The following is a 15,129-nucleotide window of genomic DNA, read 5'->3' as shown; positions in this document are numbered from 1 at the left end:
CTGGACGGGAAAACTGACTGAAAATACAGTTCCCGTGGCGTCAGGGCGACGTCATCCGTTCGATCTGAGGATCCGCCCGGCAAGATAGAGCGATCCGCAGATCAGGATCCGGGCGCGCGGCTCCTGGTCCGCGATTCGGCGGATGGCGGTTTCGGCGTCCGGGGCGCTGTCTGCCGGAAGGCCGACCGAGGCGGCGATACCGGCGGTGGTCGCGGCCGGAAGGGTGTTCGGCTCGCCCGGGATGTCGATCGCGGTCAGCCCCTCGGCATGGGGGGCAAGGGCGCGCAGATAGCCCGCGACATCCTTGGTGTTCAGCATGCCGCAGACCAGTCGTGTCGGGCGAGGGGGCAGCGTCTTCAGGGTTGCGGCCAGCGCCTCGCCGCCGGCCGGGTTGTGGCCGCCGTCCAGCCACAATTCCGCCTGCGGCCCGGCGGCCTCGACCAGCGGTCCCCGCGTCAGGCGCTGCATGCGCGCCGGCCATTCGGCCCGGGTTACCGCGGCGCTGGCCTGGCCGTGGCTGGCGCCCAGATGACGCAGCGCCGCGAGGGCGGTGCCGGCGTTCTGGATCTGATGCGGCCCGATCAGGTTCGGCATGGGCAGATCCCACAGCCCGTGGTCGTCCTGATAGACGATGCCATCGCGATCGGGCGCGACCATCCAGTGCTGGCCATAGATTGACAATGGGGCGGTCAGCCCCGAGGCGCGCGCTTCGATCACCCGCAGCGCCTCGTCCTGCTGCGGGCCGACGATGCAGGGGATGCGCGGCTTGATGATGCCGGCCTTCTCGGCCGCGATCAGCGCCAGCGTCTCACCCAGATATTGCGTATGATCGATGCTGACCGGGGTGATGACCGTCAGCGCCGGTTGGTCGATCACATTGGTCGCGTCCAGCCGCCCGCCAAGCCCCACCTCGAGCAACGTGTAATCGGCGGCCAGGCGCGAGAAGGCCAGAAAGGCCGCCGCCGTGGTGATCTCGAAGAACGTGATCGGCTTGCCTTCATTCGCGGCCTCGCATTCCTCCAGCGCGGCGGCAAGATCGGCCTCCGAGATCAGTTCGCCGGCCAGGCGGATGCGTTCGTGAAAGCGGGCCAGATGCGGCGAGGTATAGGCATGGACGCGCGCGCCGCTGGCCTCGAGTCCGGCGCGGATCATCGCCTGCGTCGAGCCCTTGCCATTGGTGCCGGCGATATGGATCACCGGCGGGATCCTGCGTTCGGGATGGTCAAGCGCGGCGAGGATGCGGTGCATCCGGTCCAGCGACAGGTCGATCACCTTGGGATGCAGGGACATGAGGCGGTCGAGAATGGCGTCGGAATGGCTCATGGTTGCGCAAGCCGGGGGCGGTCTGCCCCCGGTCCCCGGGGATGGTTGGGCACGGAAGATCCGGTCAGGCGGTCGCGGGTTTTTTCGCGTCGCCGCCCGGATCGGGCAGCGCGAGGCCGGAGGGCGGTGGCAGGTCGCCCTTGCTGGGGGCGGGCAGGCCACCCAGCATCCGCAGGATCGAGATCAGCTCGTCCCGCATCTTCCCGCGATGGGTCACCCGGTCCAGCATGCCATGTTCCAGCAGATATTCGGCGCGCTGGAACCCTTCGGGCAGCTTCTCGCGGATGGTCTGTTCGATGACGCGGGGGCCGGCAAAGCAGATCAGGGCATTCGGCTCGGCGATCTGGATGTCGCCCAGCATCGCATAGCTGGCCGTGACCCCGCCGGTGGTCGGGTGGGTCAGCACGACGATATAGGGCAGGCCGGCCTCGCGCAGCATCTCGACCGCGACGGTGGTGCGCGGCATCTGCATCAGCGACAGGATCCCCTCCTGCATGCGCGCCCCGCCGGCAGCCGAGAACAGCACCAGCGGGCGTTTCAGCTTCACCGCGCGTTCGGCCGCGGCGATGATCGCGTTGCCGACATACATGCCCATCGAGCCAGCCATGAAGGAAAAGTCCTGCGCGGCGGCGACGATCGGGGTGCGGCCGATCTCGCCCTCGGCGACCAGCATCGCCTCTTTCTCGCCGGTGGCCTTCTGCGCGGCCTTCATCCGCTCGGGGTACTTCTTCTGGTCGCGGAACTGCAGCGGATCGAGAAGCGGCTCGGGGATCTTCACCTCGACAAAGACGCCGCCATCGAACAGGGCGGCGAACCGGTCGCGCGGGCTGATCCCCAGATGATGGTCGCAGCTGGTACAGACATTCAGATTGTCGGTCAGTTCGCGATGGAACAGCATGGTTCCGCATTCGGGACATTTCGTCCACAAATTCTCGGGCACCTCGCGGCGCGAGAACAGCGAGTTGATGCGCGGGCGGACATAGTTGGTGATCCAGTTCATCGCGGGCGACCTTGGCTGTTTCAGGCCCCCAGATAGGCCGCGCGCGAAGGAATTGCAATTCCCGGATCGGGCGGTGATGATGCCGACCATGTGGACCTCGTTCTTCTTTCTGCTGCATATGGTTACGGCCCTCGCACTGGCGATGCGGGTTCTGGTCCGGCCGCGGATGGAGCCGTCGGTGCGTGTGGCCTGGATCATGGTGATCCATGTCGTGCCGGTGGCCGGGATCGTCGCCTATCTGCTGTTCGGCGAGATCCGGATGAACCGGGCCGACGTGCAGCGCATGGCGGATGTGCGCGACCGGCTGACCGGTCTCAGCCTTCCCAGCCCCGAGAGGATCCTGGATCCGCCCGACTTCGAGCGCCCGATCATCGCCGCCAACGCCGCAGTCGGGGGGTTGCCGGCCTTGGGCGGCAATCGGGTCGATCTGCTCGAGGAAGCCGATACCGCCATCGACCGGCTGGTCGAGGCGATCAACGGCGCGCGCGATCACGTCCATATCCTGTTCTACATCTGGTTGTCCGACCAGAGCGGCGGCAAGGTCGCCGAGGCCGTGCGGCGCGCGGCCGCGCGCGGCGTGGACTGCCGGATCATTGTCGATGCGGTGGGATCGCGGCTGCTGGTCCGGTCGCCCTATTGGGCGCAGATGAAGGGCGCGGGGGCGGATTGCGTGACCGCCTTTCCCTGGAGCCTGCCGATCGTCAGCTTCCTCTATCGCCGGCTGGATCTGCGCAACCACCGCAAGATCCTGGTCGTCGACAACCGTGTGGCCTTCACCGGCAGCCGCAACTGTTCGGACATGGCCTTTGCGACCAAGCCGCGCTTCGCGCCCTGGGTCGATGTGCTGTTCCGCGTCGAGGGGCCGATCGTGCGGCAGTTGCAGACCGTGTTTCTGGCCGACTGGATGAGCTATACCGGCCATGATCTGGGCGGGATGCTGCAACTGGTCCATGCCGTCGAGCAGCCCGGCGTTCCGGCGCAGGTCGTGGCGACGGGGCCGGACCGGCGCGCGGGCAGCATCTCGGACTGCCTGACCGGGATGCTGCATACCGCGCGCGAACGGGTGGTCATCACCACGCCCTATTATGTTCCCGACGCGGCCCTTGACGCGGCGATCCGCGCCGCTGCCCGGCGTGGGGTCGATGTCACCATGATCCTGCCCGCGCGCAACGACTCGCTGATCGTCGGGGCGACCAGTCAGGGCTTCTATTACGGCCTGCTGTCGGCCGGTGTGCGGTTGATGCTGTTTCAGCCGGGGCTGCTTCATGCCAAGATCATGACCGTGGACGGGCGCATGGCGATGGTCGGCAGCGCCAATCTGGACCGCCGCAGCTTTGAGCTGAACTACGAGGTCAACATGGCGATCTTCGACGATCCGCTGGTGGCCGAGATCGATGCGCGGCAATCGACCTATGTGGAGCGCGCGCATGAGATCACGCTGGACGAGGTGCGCGGCTGGAGCATCCTGCGAATTCTGCGCAACAACCTCTTCGCCCTGGCCTCGCCGCTGCTCTAGCGGGGCCGGCCGAAGCCGTTCGGTGCGGGCGGGTCGCCCGTGAAGGAGGAGGAAACGATGGGCAATGATGATCTGGCCGGCAGGACCTGCCAGCCCTGCAGGGGCGGCGTGGCGCCACTTGAGGCCGGCGAGGTGGCGGCGCTGATGCAGCGGCTGGACGGCTGGCTTCTGTCCGAGGACGGCAGGACCGTTCGCCGGAGGTTCGAGTTCAAGGGCTATCTGAAGGCGGTCGAGATGGCGAATCTGGCCGCGTGGCTGGGGAACCATCAGGGCCATCACGCCGATATCACCTTCGGCTGGGGCTATTGCGAGGTGGCGTTCACCACCCATGAGGCCGGCGGGCTGACCGAGAACGACTTCATCTGCGCGGCAAGACTGGACGCGCTGGTCGCCTGACGCTTGTTCCGCCGGTTGCGGCGGTTTATCCAAGGGATGGCGCTGCAACCGGGGGGGTCAGATGAGAAATTCGCGTTTCGACAAGTCACGGCTGCCCAGCCGCCATGTCACCGAAGGCCCGGCCCGTGCGCCGCATCGCAGCTATTTCTATGCAATGGGGATCTCGGAAGAGGAAATCCATTCCCCCTGGGTCGGCGTCGCCACCTGCTGGAACGAGGCCGCGCCCTGCAATATCGCGCTGAACCGGCAGGCGCAGTCGGTCAAGCAGGGGGTGAAGAAGGGCGGCGGCTGCCCGCGCGAATTCACCACCATCACCGTGACCGACGGTATCGCCATGGGGCATGAGGGGATGCGCTCCAGCCTCGCCAGCCGCGACGCCATCGCCGATACGGTGGAACTGACCATGCGCGGGCATTGCTATGACGCGCTGGTCGGGCTGGCGGGTTGCGACAAGTCGCTGCCGGGGATGATGATGGCGATGGTGCGGCTGAACGTGCCCTCGGTCTTCATCTATGGCGGCTCGATCCTGCCGGGCAAGCTGAACGGCCGCGACGTGGTGGTGCAGGACGTGTTCGAGGCCGTGGGCCAGCATCAGGCCGGCAACATGTCGGATGCCGAACTGGACATTCTGGAACGTGTGGCCTGCCCTTCGGCCGGGGCCTGCGGCGGGCAGTACACCGCCAACACCATGGCCTGCGTCTCCGAGGCGATCGGGCTTGCGCTGCCCAACAGTTCCGGGGCACCGGCGCCCTACGAGAGTCGCGACCAGTATGGCCTTGCTTCGGGCGAGGCGGTGATGCGGCTGATCGAGAAGAACATCCGCGCCCGCGACGTGGTGACCCGCAAGTCACTGGAAAATGCGGCCCGCGTCGTGGCCTGTACCGGCGGCTCGACCAATGGCGGGCTGCATTTGCCGGCCATCGCCCATGAGGCCGGGATCGAGTTCGACCTGTTCGATGTCTGCGACATCTTCCGCGACACGCCCTATTTCGTGAACCTGCGCCCGGGCGGCGAATATGTCGCCAAGGATCTCTATGAGGTCGGCGGGGTGCCGGTGGTCATGCGCGAATTGCGCCGCGCCGGGCTGATCCACGAGGATTGCATCACCGCCACCGGCCGGACCATCGGCGAGGAACTGGACCTCGTGGATCGTGTGGTGGACGGCAGGGTGATCCATCCGGTCACGACGCCGATCACGCCGACCGGCGGGGTGGTCGGGCTGAAGGGCAACCTTGCGCCCGACGGGGCGATCGTGAAGGTCGCAGGCATGACGCCCGAGGAACAGGTCTTCAGCGGCCCCGCCCGGGTCTTCGACAGCGAGGAAGAGGCCTTCGCCGCCGTCCAGAAGCGCGCCTACAGGGAGGGCGAGGTGATCGTCATCCGCAACGAGGGCCCGGCGGGCGGGCCGGGCATGCGCGAGATGCTGGCCACTACCGCGGCGCTGTCGGGCCAGGGCATGGGCAAGAAGGTGGCGCTGATTACTGACGGCCGCTTTTCGGGTGCGACCCGCGGCTTCTGCGTCGGCCATGTCGGACCCGAGGCCGCGCATGGCGGGCCGATCGCGCTGCTGCGGGATGGCGACGTCATCACCATCGACGCGGTGAAGGGCGAGATCGATGTCGATCTCTCCGACGACGAACTGGCGGTGCGCAGGGCCGCCTGGGCTGGACCGCGCCCGACCGATTACGCCTCGGGCGCGCTGTGGAAATATGCGCGGCTGGTGGGCGGCGCGCGTTGGGGCGCGGTGACCCATCCCGGCGCGGCCGCGGAAACCCATGTCTACATGGACCAGTAGGGCAGATGATCGGCAAGGGGCGGACACGGTTGCCGCATTGGGGCAGCACGCGCGCAGCAGCGCGATGGGCCATGCGGGCAGATGCGCTGGAACGCGGCGGCGGCACGCCCGCGCCCGAACTGCGCGACGAGGCGGCTGACCTGCACCGGTCGCTGGGCCGGTTCCTGCAACTGGCCGATGCGCATCTGGTCCGCCGAGGCGAAGCGGCCGGGACGCAGGACCTGCCGCTGGGGACCGACTGGCACTGGCGCCCGCTGATTGTGCGCGGCCGCATCCGGCCCGGCGCGGCCGTGGCCCCGCAGAACGGCCAGCATCTGGGCGATGAGGTGGCGCTGTATCACGACTGTCCGCACCAGGCCCTGATCCTGCGCCAGGTCCCCAATCGCCGGGCGGCGGATCTGGCGCCCTATGCCCTGACGCTCGAGATGATGGGGTTCAGCGGCAGCTATCTGTCGCTGGCACTGGCCCTGCCGGCCGATCTGAACCCGGATCTGGGCCGCCATCATGTCATCCGGCTGGACGCGACGCTGCATTCGGAACGATCCATCGTCGTCTATGGGCGGCTGAACATTGCCCAGGGGCCGAATACCGAAACCATCCTGCGCCAGCTTGGCCATCCCATCGACGGGCGCGAATGCCGCCGGACCGTCGAATTCGATCTCGGCTTTGCCGAACTCTCGCAGCGTCCGGTCGACAAGGTCTGGCTCGACCTGATCTTCGAGGCGCCGCGCATGAACGCCGTCACTGTGACCGAGGCGATGCTGTCACGTCATCCCCGCGCCGAGATGTAAGGAGGCATGATGCCGAAATTCGAGGATTACGGGGTGCGCGGCGGCGTCTGGTCCGGCCGGCTGACGGCGACCAGGCTCCCGGGGCGCGTCTGCGCGACCCATCTGGGCGAGGTGGTGGCCGAGGCCGTGATGACCGAGGCGGCCGGAAACGCCTGGGATCTGCGGGTCGCCCTGCCGGCCGCACTGATCTCGGAGGGGGTGACAAGCCTGATCTTGGTCGCAGACGAGGGCGGGCCCGGCGCGCCGGTCGGCCCCGCCTCGGTGCATCTGGCCCGGCTGAACCTGGCCGCCGGCAGGGTGCTGGATGACGACGTGGCGGCGGAACTGGCCCTTCTGCGCTCGGAACTGGAGCTGCTCAAGCGCGAGTTCCGTCGCTTCGCGGCCGAGGCCTGAGACCGCGAACCGCCTGTCACGGGGCTGTCACCTTTCCTTGCGAAAAGCGGGCCGCATCGCTATACGGCCCATTCCCGACTGCCCTCCACGCCTTCGCCGCAGGACTGCCATGACCCAGCCGCAAACACCCTTCTACCTGATCGACAAGGCCCTTCTGCGCGGCAACATGGAAAAGATCGCCCGCCTGCGCCAGCGTTCGGGCGCGAGGGCACTCCTGGCGCTGAAATGTTTTGCCACCTGGTCGGCCTTTGATTTCATGCGCGAGTTCATGGACGGCACCACATCGTCCTCGCTGTTCGAACTGCGGCTGGGGCACGAGGAATTCGGCAAGGAGACGCATGCCTATTCCGTCGCCTGGGCCGATCACGAGATCGACGAGGCGGTCGGCTATGCCGACAAGATCATCTTCAACAGCCTTGGCCAGTTGGACCGTTTCGCCGGCAAGGCGAAGGGGATCACCACCGGGCTGCGGCTGAACCCCCGCTTCTCGACCAGCGGCTTCGATCTGGCCGATCCCGCGCGCCCCTTCAGCCGGCTCGGCGAATGGGACACGGCCCGGCTCGAGGCGGCGATGGGCCGGATCAGCGGGGTGATGATCCACTACAATTGCGAGAATGGCGATTTCGAGCTGTTCGACCATCAGCTGTCCCGCATCGAGGCCGAATTCGGCGATCTGCTGGCCCGGCTGGACTGGGTCAGCCTTGGCGGCGGCATCCATTTCACCGGCGACGGCTATCCGCTGGACCGGCTGGCCGACCGGCTGGCGGCCTTCAGCCAGAAGTTCGGCGTGCAGGTCTATCTGGAACCGGGCGAGGCCAGCATCACCGGAACCACGACGCTTGAGGTTTCGGTCCTCGACCTGATCCATAACGGCAAGGACGTGGCCATCGTCGACAGCAGCATCGAGGCGCATATGCTGGATCTGCTGATCTATCGCGAGACGGCGGGTCTGCCGCAGGCGGGCGACCACGCCTATCAGATCGCCGGCAAGACCTGCCTCGCGGGCGACATCTTCGGCGATGCCCGCTTTGACCGTCCGCTGCGGATCGGCGACCGGATCAGCATCGCGGATGCGGCGGGTTACACCATGGTCAAGAAGAACTGGTTCAACGGCGTCGCCATGCCCGCCATCGCCATCCGCGAAGAGGACGGCACGATCCGCGCCGTCCGCAGCTTCTCTTACGACGATTACAAGGGCAGCCTGTCCTGAGGCGCCGCCCCCCGCCACCGGGAAAGGAGACTGAATTGGCCAAGAAGAATGTCCTCATCATCGGCGCGGGTGGCGTCGCGCAGGTGACCGCCCACAAGATCGCGCAGCAGGCGGTGGAATTCGGCGATCTGCATATCGCCAACCGCACGCAGGCCAAGGCCGATGCGATCATCGACAGCCTGCGCGAAAAGGGCCACGAGATGCCCTTTACCAGCCATGCGCTGGACGCGATGGATGCCGGCGCGGTCGAGGCGCTGATCCGGCGGATCGATGCGGGCATCGTCATCAATGTCGGCAGCGCCTTCATCAACATGACCGTGCTGGAAGGCTGCATCCGCGCCGGCGCCGCTTATCTGGACACGGCCATCCACGAGGATCCGGCCAAGGTCTGCGAAACGCCGCCCTGGTACGCCAATTACGAATGGAAACGGCGCGACGATGTGGCCAGGGCCGGGATCACCGCGATCCTCGGCGCAGGCTTCGATCCGGGCGTGGTCAACGCCTATGCCCGCTTTGCCGAGGATGAATATTTCGACAGGATCGACTCGATCGACATCGTGGACATCAATGCGGGGTCGCATGGCCGCTGGTTCGCCACCAATTTCGACCCCGAGATCAATTTCCGCGAATTCACCGGCACGGTCTATTCTTGGCAGGACGGCGTGTGGAAAGAGAACCGGATGTTCGAGATCGGCCGCGAATGGGATCTGCCCGTCGTCGGCAAGCGCACCGCCTATCTGTCCGGCCATGACGAGGTGCACAGCCTCTCGGCCCGCTACAAGGACAGCGATGTTCGCTTCTGGATGGGTTTCGGCGATCACTACATCAATGTCTTCACCGTGCTGCAGAATCTGGGCCTGCTGTCCGAACAGCCGGTCAGGACCGCCGAGGGGCTGGAGGTCGTGCCGCTGAAGGTGGTGAAGGCCGTGCTGCCCGATCCGGCCAGCCTCGCGCCCGATTACGAGGGCAAGACCTGCATCGGCGATCTGGTCAAGGGCAGCCTGAACGGCAAGGAGGGCGAGGTCTTCATCTACAACGTCGCCGATCACAAGGACGCCTATGACGAGGTCGGCAGCCAGGGCATCAGCTATACCGCCGGCGTGCCGCCGGTGGCGGCGGCGATCCTGATCGCGCGCGGGGTCTGGGACGTGAAGAAGATGGTCAATGTCGAGGATCTGCCGGCGCGGCCCTTCCTGGAACTGCTGGGCAAGCTGGGCCTGCCGACCCGCGTGATCGACGCCAGCGGCGATCATCCGATCTGACCGCACCGGAACGAGGCCGAGAGATCGCGGGCGGGCCGGAACAATCGGCCCGCCCGCCGCGTTTCCGCCCCCTGACACGAGGGGGGAGGGGATGGAGGAACCGGGCGGGCATCATTTTCCGCGTTTCGGACGGGGCGACGGCAGCACCAGCAGCCGCGTGGCGAACTGGGCGGTCATCGGCATCTTCCTGATCCTCGCCTTCGCGGCCATTGCCGCGGGCCGCGATTTCCTGATGCCGGTGACGATGGCGATCCTGCTGTTCTTCGTCTTCACCCCGCTCAGGCGCCTTGCCCGGCGGCGCGGGGTGCCGGACGCGATCACCGCGGCGGTGGTGACTTTCGGGATCCTCGCGCTGGTCGCGGTGATCGCCTATACCGCCAGCGGGCCGATCAACCGCGCGGTCGGCAACATCCCCACGATCAGCACCCGGCTGGAGCAGAAGTTCCAGAGCGTCCGCGCCTCGATGCGGGATCTTCAGGAGGCGGCGCAGAAGCTGGATCAGGCGCAGGTGGTAGGCGACGAGAGGCCCGCCGCCGCCCCGACGATCAGGGTCGAGGAAGAGGGGGAAACCACCCTCGAAACCGTGGTCAAGCTGACCCCTCAGCTTCTGGGGCAGGTACTGTTCACGCTGGTCCTGATGTTCTTCATGCTGGCCTCGGGCGATCTTCTGTATCTGAAGATCGTGCAAAGCTTCGATTCCCTGCGCGACAAGCGCAACGCCTATCTGGCCCTGCGCGAGATCGAGGATTCGCTGGGCAGCTACCTGGGCGCGATCACCGTCATCAATGCCGGGCTGGGCCTGTCGGTCGGGCTGGCGATGTGGGTCTGGGACATGCCGGGGCCGCTGCTGTTCGGGCTGGGGGCGTTCCTGCTGAACTTCATCCCCTATCTGGGCGCGATCGCCGGTGTCGCGATCTCGGCCGCGGTGGCGCTGGTGGTGATGCCGGGGCTGTTCGGGCCGGCCATGGTGGCGCTGACCTATCTGGCGCTGACCTCGCTTGAGGGGCAGCTGATCACGCCCTATTTCGTCTCGCGCCGGCTGCAGATGAACGCCGTCGTGGTGTTTCTGGCCGTGGCGCTGTGGGCCTGGCTGTGGTCGGTGATCGGCATGGTGATCGCCGTGCCGGTGCTGGTCGTGCTGCGGGTGCTGGCCGAGCATGTGCCGGGCTGGGGGAAGTTCGGCAATTTCCTGGCCGGAGACAATCCTCCCGCCCTCGACGAGGACGAGGCCCGCGACATCGTCGAGACCGCCGCCGGGGCAGGGGATGCGGCGACCGCCCGCAGGGCCACCGATCCCGCCAGTCCGGGCGAGCAGGAATAACCGGTCTCCGGCCGCGCCTCAGCCGCGATCAGGCGCGGCGGTCGGCAAGCTGTCCGACACCCATGACCTCCAGCACCTTGGCCTCGATATGGCGGGCGTTCAGCGCCGAATCGTCATACATCGCCATCGGCGCGTCGTGATCGACGAACCGGTCGGGCAGCACCATCGAGCGGAACTTCAGCCCACCGTCAAAGACGCCCTCATCGGCCAGAAGCTGGGCGACATGGCTGCCAAAGCCGCCGACCGCGCCCTCCTCGATGGTGATCAGCGCCTGATGGCTGCGGGCCAGCCGCAGGATCAGGTCGCGGTCCAGCGGCTTGGCGAAACGCGCATCGGCGACGGTCGGCCGGATCCCGCGCGCGGCCAGCGCCTCGCGGGCCTCAAGCGCCGGGGCCAGCCGCGTGCCCAGCGACAAAAGCGCAACCCCGCTGCCTTCCGCGACGATCCGGCCGCGGCCGATGGGCAGCACCTCGCCCCGGTCGGGCAGGTCGATCCCGGTGCCCTCGCCGCGCGGAAAGCGGAAGGCGATGGGACCGCTGTCATGGGCGGCGGCGGTGGCGACCATATGCACCAGTTCGGCCTCGTCTGCGGCGGCCATCACCACGAAGCCCGGCAGATTGGCCAGATAGGCGATGTCATAGGCGCCGGCATGGGTCGGCCCGTCCTGTCCGACCAGCCCGGCACGGTCGATGGCGAATCGGACCGGCAGGCCCTGCACCGCAACGTCATGCACGACCTGGTCGTAGCCGCGCTGCAGGAAGGTCGAATAGAGCGCGCAGAACGGCTTCAGCCCGCCTGCCGCCAGCCCGGCCGAGAAGGTCACGGCATGCTGTTCGGCGATGCCGACATCAAAGCTGCGGCGGGGAAAGCGTTCGGCGAACTGTTTCAGCCCGGTGCCGTCGGGCATGGCGGCGGTGATGCCGACGATCCGTTCATCGCGCCCGGCCTCGTCGATCAGCGCGCGGGCAAAGACCGAGGTATAGCTGGGCGCGTTCGATTTCGCCTTGGCCTGAATCCCGGTGACGGGGTCGAACCGGCCGGTGGCATGGCCGCAATCGGCGGCGTTTTCGGCGGGCGCATAGCCCTTGCCCTTCTTCGTCACCGCATGGATCAGCACCGGCCCCGTCGCCCGTGCCTTGACGGTGCGCAGCAGCGGCAGCAACTGCTCCATGTCATGGCCGTCCACGGGGCCGATATAGGAGAATCCCAGTTCCTCGAACAGGGTGCCGCCGATGGTCATGCCCTTCAGCATTTCCTTGGCCCGGCGCGCGCCCTCCTGCAGGGGTTCGGGCAGGAAGCCGACCGCGCCCTTGGCCACGGCCTTCAGTTCCTGAAACGGTCCCTGCGTATAGAGCCGGGTCAGATACGAGGACATCGCCCCCACCGGCGGCGCGATCGACATCTCGTTGTCGTTCAGGATCACGAACAGCCGCTTGCCCAGATGGCCGGCATTGTTCAGCGCCTCATAGGCCATGCCCGCGCTCATCGCGCCGTCGCCGATCACGGCGATGGCGTCGCCCGGATCGCCCCCCAGATCGCGCGCCACCGCAAAGCCGAGCGCGGCCGAGATCGAGGTGCTGGAATGGCCGGCGCCGAACGGGTCATAGGGGCTTTCGGCCCGCTTGGTGAAGCCGGCCAGCCCGCCGCCCATGCGCAGGGTGCGGATGCGGTCGCGCCGCCCGGTCAGGATCTTGTGCGGATAGCATTGATGCCCGACATCCCAGATGATCTTGTCGCGCGGGCTGTCGAAGACCGCATGCAGGGCCACGGTCAGTTCGACCACGCCCAGCCCGGCGCCCAGATGCCCGCCGGTGACGCTGACCGCGCTGACCGTCTCGGCCCGCAACTCGTCGGCCAGTTGCCGCAGCTCGCGGTCGGACAGGGCCTTCAGATCCGAAGGCAGGTTGACCCGGTCGAGAACGGGCGTATTCGGTCGGTCGGTCATGGCTGGCCCTCCGGGCGGGCGGCTGTCAGGTGTCGCGTTCGATAACGAAACGCGCGAGGTCCCGCAAGTTTTCCGCGGCCTCGCCATAGGAGGCAAGCGCCGCTTCGGCCTCGGCGGCCAGCCGCGCGGCCTCGGCCCGGGCGCCGTCGAGGCCCAGAAGCGACACGAAGGTGGCCTTGCCCGCCGCATCGTCCTTGCCGACGCGCTTGCCGGTCAGGTCCTGGTCGCCGGTAACATCCAGAATGTCGTCGGCGATCTGGAAGGCCAGCCCCAGCTTGCGGGCATAGTGGTCCAGCGCCTCGGTCTCGCCGCCCGCGATCAGCGGCCCGGCGGTGGCGGCAAAACGGATCAACGCACCGGTCTTGGCCCCCTGCAGGCGGGTGATCGCCTCCAGATCCAGGGGCCGCAGCGCGGTTTCTGCGGCGATGTCCTGCGCCTGTCCCCAGACCATGCCGGCCGCGCCCACGGCCCCGGCGAAGGCCCCGATCAGCCGCAGCCGCGCCTCGGGTCCGCCGATCTCGTCCCTGGTCAGCAGCGCGAAGGCCAGCGCCTGAAGGGCGTCGCCGGCGAGGATCGCGGTGGCCTCGGACCACTGGATATGGCAGGTCGGCATGCCGCGACGCAGGTCGTCGTCATCCATCGCCGGCAGATCGTCATGCACGAGGCTGTAGGCATGCAGCGCCTCGACCGCCGCCGCGACCGGCAGGGCGGCCGTATCGGAAACCCCGTGCAGCCGGGCCGATTCCAGCACCAGCAGCGCCCGGATACGCTTGCCGCCCACCGTCGCATAGGCCATGGCATCGGCCAGTTCGCCCTTGGGCAGGGCCGACAGCGCCTCGTCCAGCGCGGCCCGGACCTGCGCCTTCACCTCATCCAGTCTTGCCTGCATCACAGCCCCTCGGCGGGTTCCGTGCCGACCGGCTGGCCGTTTGCCGAGAGGGTGATCTTCTCGACCCGTTCCTCGGCCTCGCGCAGGCGTTTTTCGCAATGCGCCCGCAGCTTTGCCCCGCGTTCATAAAGCGCGATGGATTCCTCCAGCGTCGCCTCGCCGGTCTCCAGCTTGCCCACCGTCGCCTCAAGCTCGCGCATGGCGTCCTCGAAGGACAGCTTTTCGATCTCGCTCATTTCCCGGCCTCCATCAGCACCTCGACATGGGCGCGGACCGACCGCCCCAAAGCGGCGAGATCATAGCCACCTTCGAGGCAGGATACCACCGGCGCCCCGCAATCGGACGCCATGTCGCAGATCATCCGGGTGATATCGGCGAAATCGCCGTCCGACCAGTTCAGTTCGGCCAGCGGATCGTCGTGATGGGCGTCGAAGCCGGCCGAGACGAACACCAGCTGCGGGGCCCAGTCGCGGCAGCGTTCGAGGATATGGCGCCAGACCGCCGCCGCCTCGACCCCGCCCGAGCCGGGCTGCAGCGGCATGTTCATGATCTGGCCATGGGCGCCGGTCTCGCCCGGCGCACCGCTGCCGGGATAGAGCGGCATCTGGTGGCTCGAGGCGAAGAAGGCCCGCGGCTCGTCCCACAGCAGATTCTGGGTGCCGTTGCCGTGATGCACGTCGAAATCCAGCACGGCGACGCGGGACAGCCCGTGATGGTCCAGCGCCCGCTTTGCCGCGATCGATACATTGCCGAACAGGCAGAAGCCCATCGGCGTCTCGCGCTCGGCATGGTGTCCGGGCGGGCGCATGGCGACGAAGGCGTTTGCGGCCTCGCCGGCCAGCACCGCATCCACGGCGGCACAGGCACCGCCCACCGCCCTGAGGGCCGCCTCGAAACTGCCGGGCGACATCTGCGTGTCGGCATCCAGCATCGCATATCCCCGTTCGGGTTGGCTCTGGCGGATGCGGTCCAGATGCCGCTGGGGGTGGCATCTGAGGATCTCGGCATCCCCGGCCATGGGCGCCTCGAGCCGCATCAGATCCAAGGGTTCCAGCGCCCGGGTGACGGCCGCATGGCGGGCAACCTGTTCGGGATGGCCGGGGGCGGTCAGATGGCGCGAGGCCGCGAGATGGGTGAAAAGGGCGGTGGTCATGGCCGGGTTCCTCTCTCGCGTCACGCGGCTTTTGGGTGTCTTTGTTCGCCTTTAAGCTTATCCGGCATGCCGGCGGAAGTTCCAGCGCTGCCGTGAAGTCAGCGGCCTCCGGGCGCCGGCAGGCCCGGGCCGGTG

The 15,129-nt window shown here is 67.6% G+C and carries 14 protein-coding genes; 8 read left to right on the top strand and 6 right to left on the bottom strand.

Annotation, left to right across the window (positions count from 1 at the left end; translation table 11 throughout):
• Nucleotides 1-51 precede the first annotated feature (51 nt).
• Both KNW02_RS09400 and accD read right to left on the bottom strand, forming a co-directional pair.
• Nucleotides 52-1,323 (bottom strand): bifunctional folylpolyglutamate synthase/dihydrofolate synthase, encoded by a 1,272-nt coding sequence (locus tag KNW02_RS09400; RefSeq protein WP_216033014.1) that lies wholly within the window; start codon nucleotides 1,321-1,323, stop codon nucleotides 52-54.
• A gap of 64 nt (nucleotides 1,324-1,387) precedes the next feature.
• Nucleotides 1,388-2,323 carry an acetyl-CoA carboxylase, carboxyltransferase subunit beta gene (accD, locus tag KNW02_RS09395; protein WP_216033013.1) on the bottom strand — a complete coding sequence of 312 codons (936 nt, stop codon included), beginning with the start codon at nucleotides 2,321-2,323 and terminating at the stop codon, nucleotides 1,388-1,390.
• Nucleotides 2,324-2,399: 76 nt separating this feature from the next.
• Between accD and cls the strand changes: the two genes are divergently transcribed.
• From cls to KNW02_RS09355, 8 genes are all read left to right on the top strand, one after another.
• Nucleotides 2,400-3,839, top strand: coding sequence for a cardiolipin synthase (cls, locus tag KNW02_RS09390; RefSeq protein WP_252733621.1), 1,440 nt, complete (start codon nucleotides 2,400-2,402; stop codon nucleotides 3,837-3,839).
• 57 nt (nucleotides 3,840-3,896) lie between these two features.
• Nucleotides 3,897-4,235, top strand: coding sequence for a 4a-hydroxytetrahydrobiopterin dehydratase (locus KNW02_RS09385; protein ID WP_216033012.1), 339 nt, complete (start codon nucleotides 3,897-3,899; stop codon nucleotides 4,233-4,235).
• Nucleotides 4,236-4,296: 61 nt separating this feature from the next.
• On the top strand, nucleotides 4,297-6,030 hold the full coding sequence (gene ilvD / locus KNW02_RS09380) for a dihydroxy-acid dehydratase (protein WP_216033011.1): 1,734 nt from the start codon (nucleotides 4,297-4,299) through the stop codon (nucleotides 6,028-6,030).
• A 5-nt stretch (nucleotides 6,031-6,035) separates the two neighbouring features.
• Complete coding sequence (locus KNW02_RS09375; protein ID WP_256447704.1) at nucleotides 6,036-6,821, top strand: DUF6478 family protein; 786 nt, start codon at nucleotides 6,036-6,038, stop codon at nucleotides 6,819-6,821.
• A gap of 6 nt (nucleotides 6,822-6,827) precedes the next feature.
• Nucleotides 6,828-7,214 (top strand): hypothetical protein, encoded by a 387-nt coding sequence (locus KNW02_RS09370; protein WP_216033009.1) that lies wholly within the window; start codon nucleotides 6,828-6,830, stop codon nucleotides 7,212-7,214.
• Between the two features lie 109 nt (nucleotides 7,215-7,323).
• Nucleotides 7,324-8,424, top strand: coding sequence for a carboxynorspermidine decarboxylase (locus KNW02_RS09365; RefSeq protein ID WP_216033008.1), 1,101 nt, complete (start codon nucleotides 7,324-7,326; stop codon nucleotides 8,422-8,424).
• Nucleotides 8,425-8,459: 35 nt separating this feature from the next.
• The gene (locus KNW02_RS09360) at nucleotides 8,460-9,686 is read left to right on the top strand and encodes a saccharopine dehydrogenase family protein (RefSeq protein WP_216033007.1); all 1,227 of its coding nucleotides are present in this window, start codon (nucleotides 8,460-8,462) and stop codon (nucleotides 9,684-9,686) included.
• Between the two features lie 91 nt (nucleotides 9,687-9,777).
• The gene (locus KNW02_RS09355) at nucleotides 9,778-11,007 is read left to right on the top strand and encodes an AI-2E family transporter (RefSeq protein ID WP_216033006.1); all 1,230 of its coding nucleotides are present in this window, start codon (nucleotides 9,778-9,780) and stop codon (nucleotides 11,005-11,007) included.
• Between the two features lie 28 nt (nucleotides 11,008-11,035).
• Here KNW02_RS09355 and dxs read toward each other — a convergent pair whose 3' ends face one another.
• The 4 genes from dxs to KNW02_RS09335 are packed head-to-tail and all read right to left on the bottom strand — an operon-like array spanning nucleotide 11,036 to nucleotide 14,994.
• Nucleotides 11,036-12,952 (bottom strand): 1-deoxy-D-xylulose-5-phosphate synthase, encoded by a 1,917-nt coding sequence (dxs, locus tag KNW02_RS09350; protein WP_216033005.1) that lies wholly within the window; start codon nucleotides 12,950-12,952, stop codon nucleotides 11,036-11,038.
• Between the two features lie 25 nt (nucleotides 12,953-12,977).
• The gene (locus KNW02_RS09345) at nucleotides 12,978-13,841 is read right to left on the bottom strand and encodes a polyprenyl synthetase family protein (RefSeq protein ID WP_216033004.1); all 864 of its coding nucleotides are present in this window, start codon (nucleotides 13,839-13,841) and stop codon (nucleotides 12,978-12,980) included.
• Nucleotides 13,841-14,077 carry an exodeoxyribonuclease VII small subunit gene (locus tag KNW02_RS09340; protein ID WP_216033003.1) on the bottom strand — a complete coding sequence of 79 codons (237 nt, stop codon included), beginning with the start codon at nucleotides 14,075-14,077 and terminating at the stop codon, nucleotides 13,841-13,843. Before KNW02_RS09340 ends, KNW02_RS09345 begins: the two co-directional genes overlap by 1 nt.
• Nucleotides 14,074-14,994: a histone deacetylase family protein gene (locus KNW02_RS09335; protein WP_216033002.1), complete on the bottom strand. Its 921-nt coding sequence runs from the start codon at nucleotides 14,992-14,994 to the stop codon at nucleotides 14,074-14,076. The genes KNW02_RS09340 and KNW02_RS09335 overlap by 4 nt, the downstream gene beginning before the upstream one ends.
• Nucleotides 14,995-15,129 lie beyond the last annotated feature (135 nt).

This window comes from Paracoccus marinaquae, from assembly GCF_018860165.1.
GTDB lineage: Bacteria > Pseudomonadota > Alphaproteobacteria > Rhodobacterales > Rhodobacteraceae > Paracoccus > Paracoccus marinaquae.
This window is presented reverse-complemented; position numbering and strand designations above follow the sequence as displayed.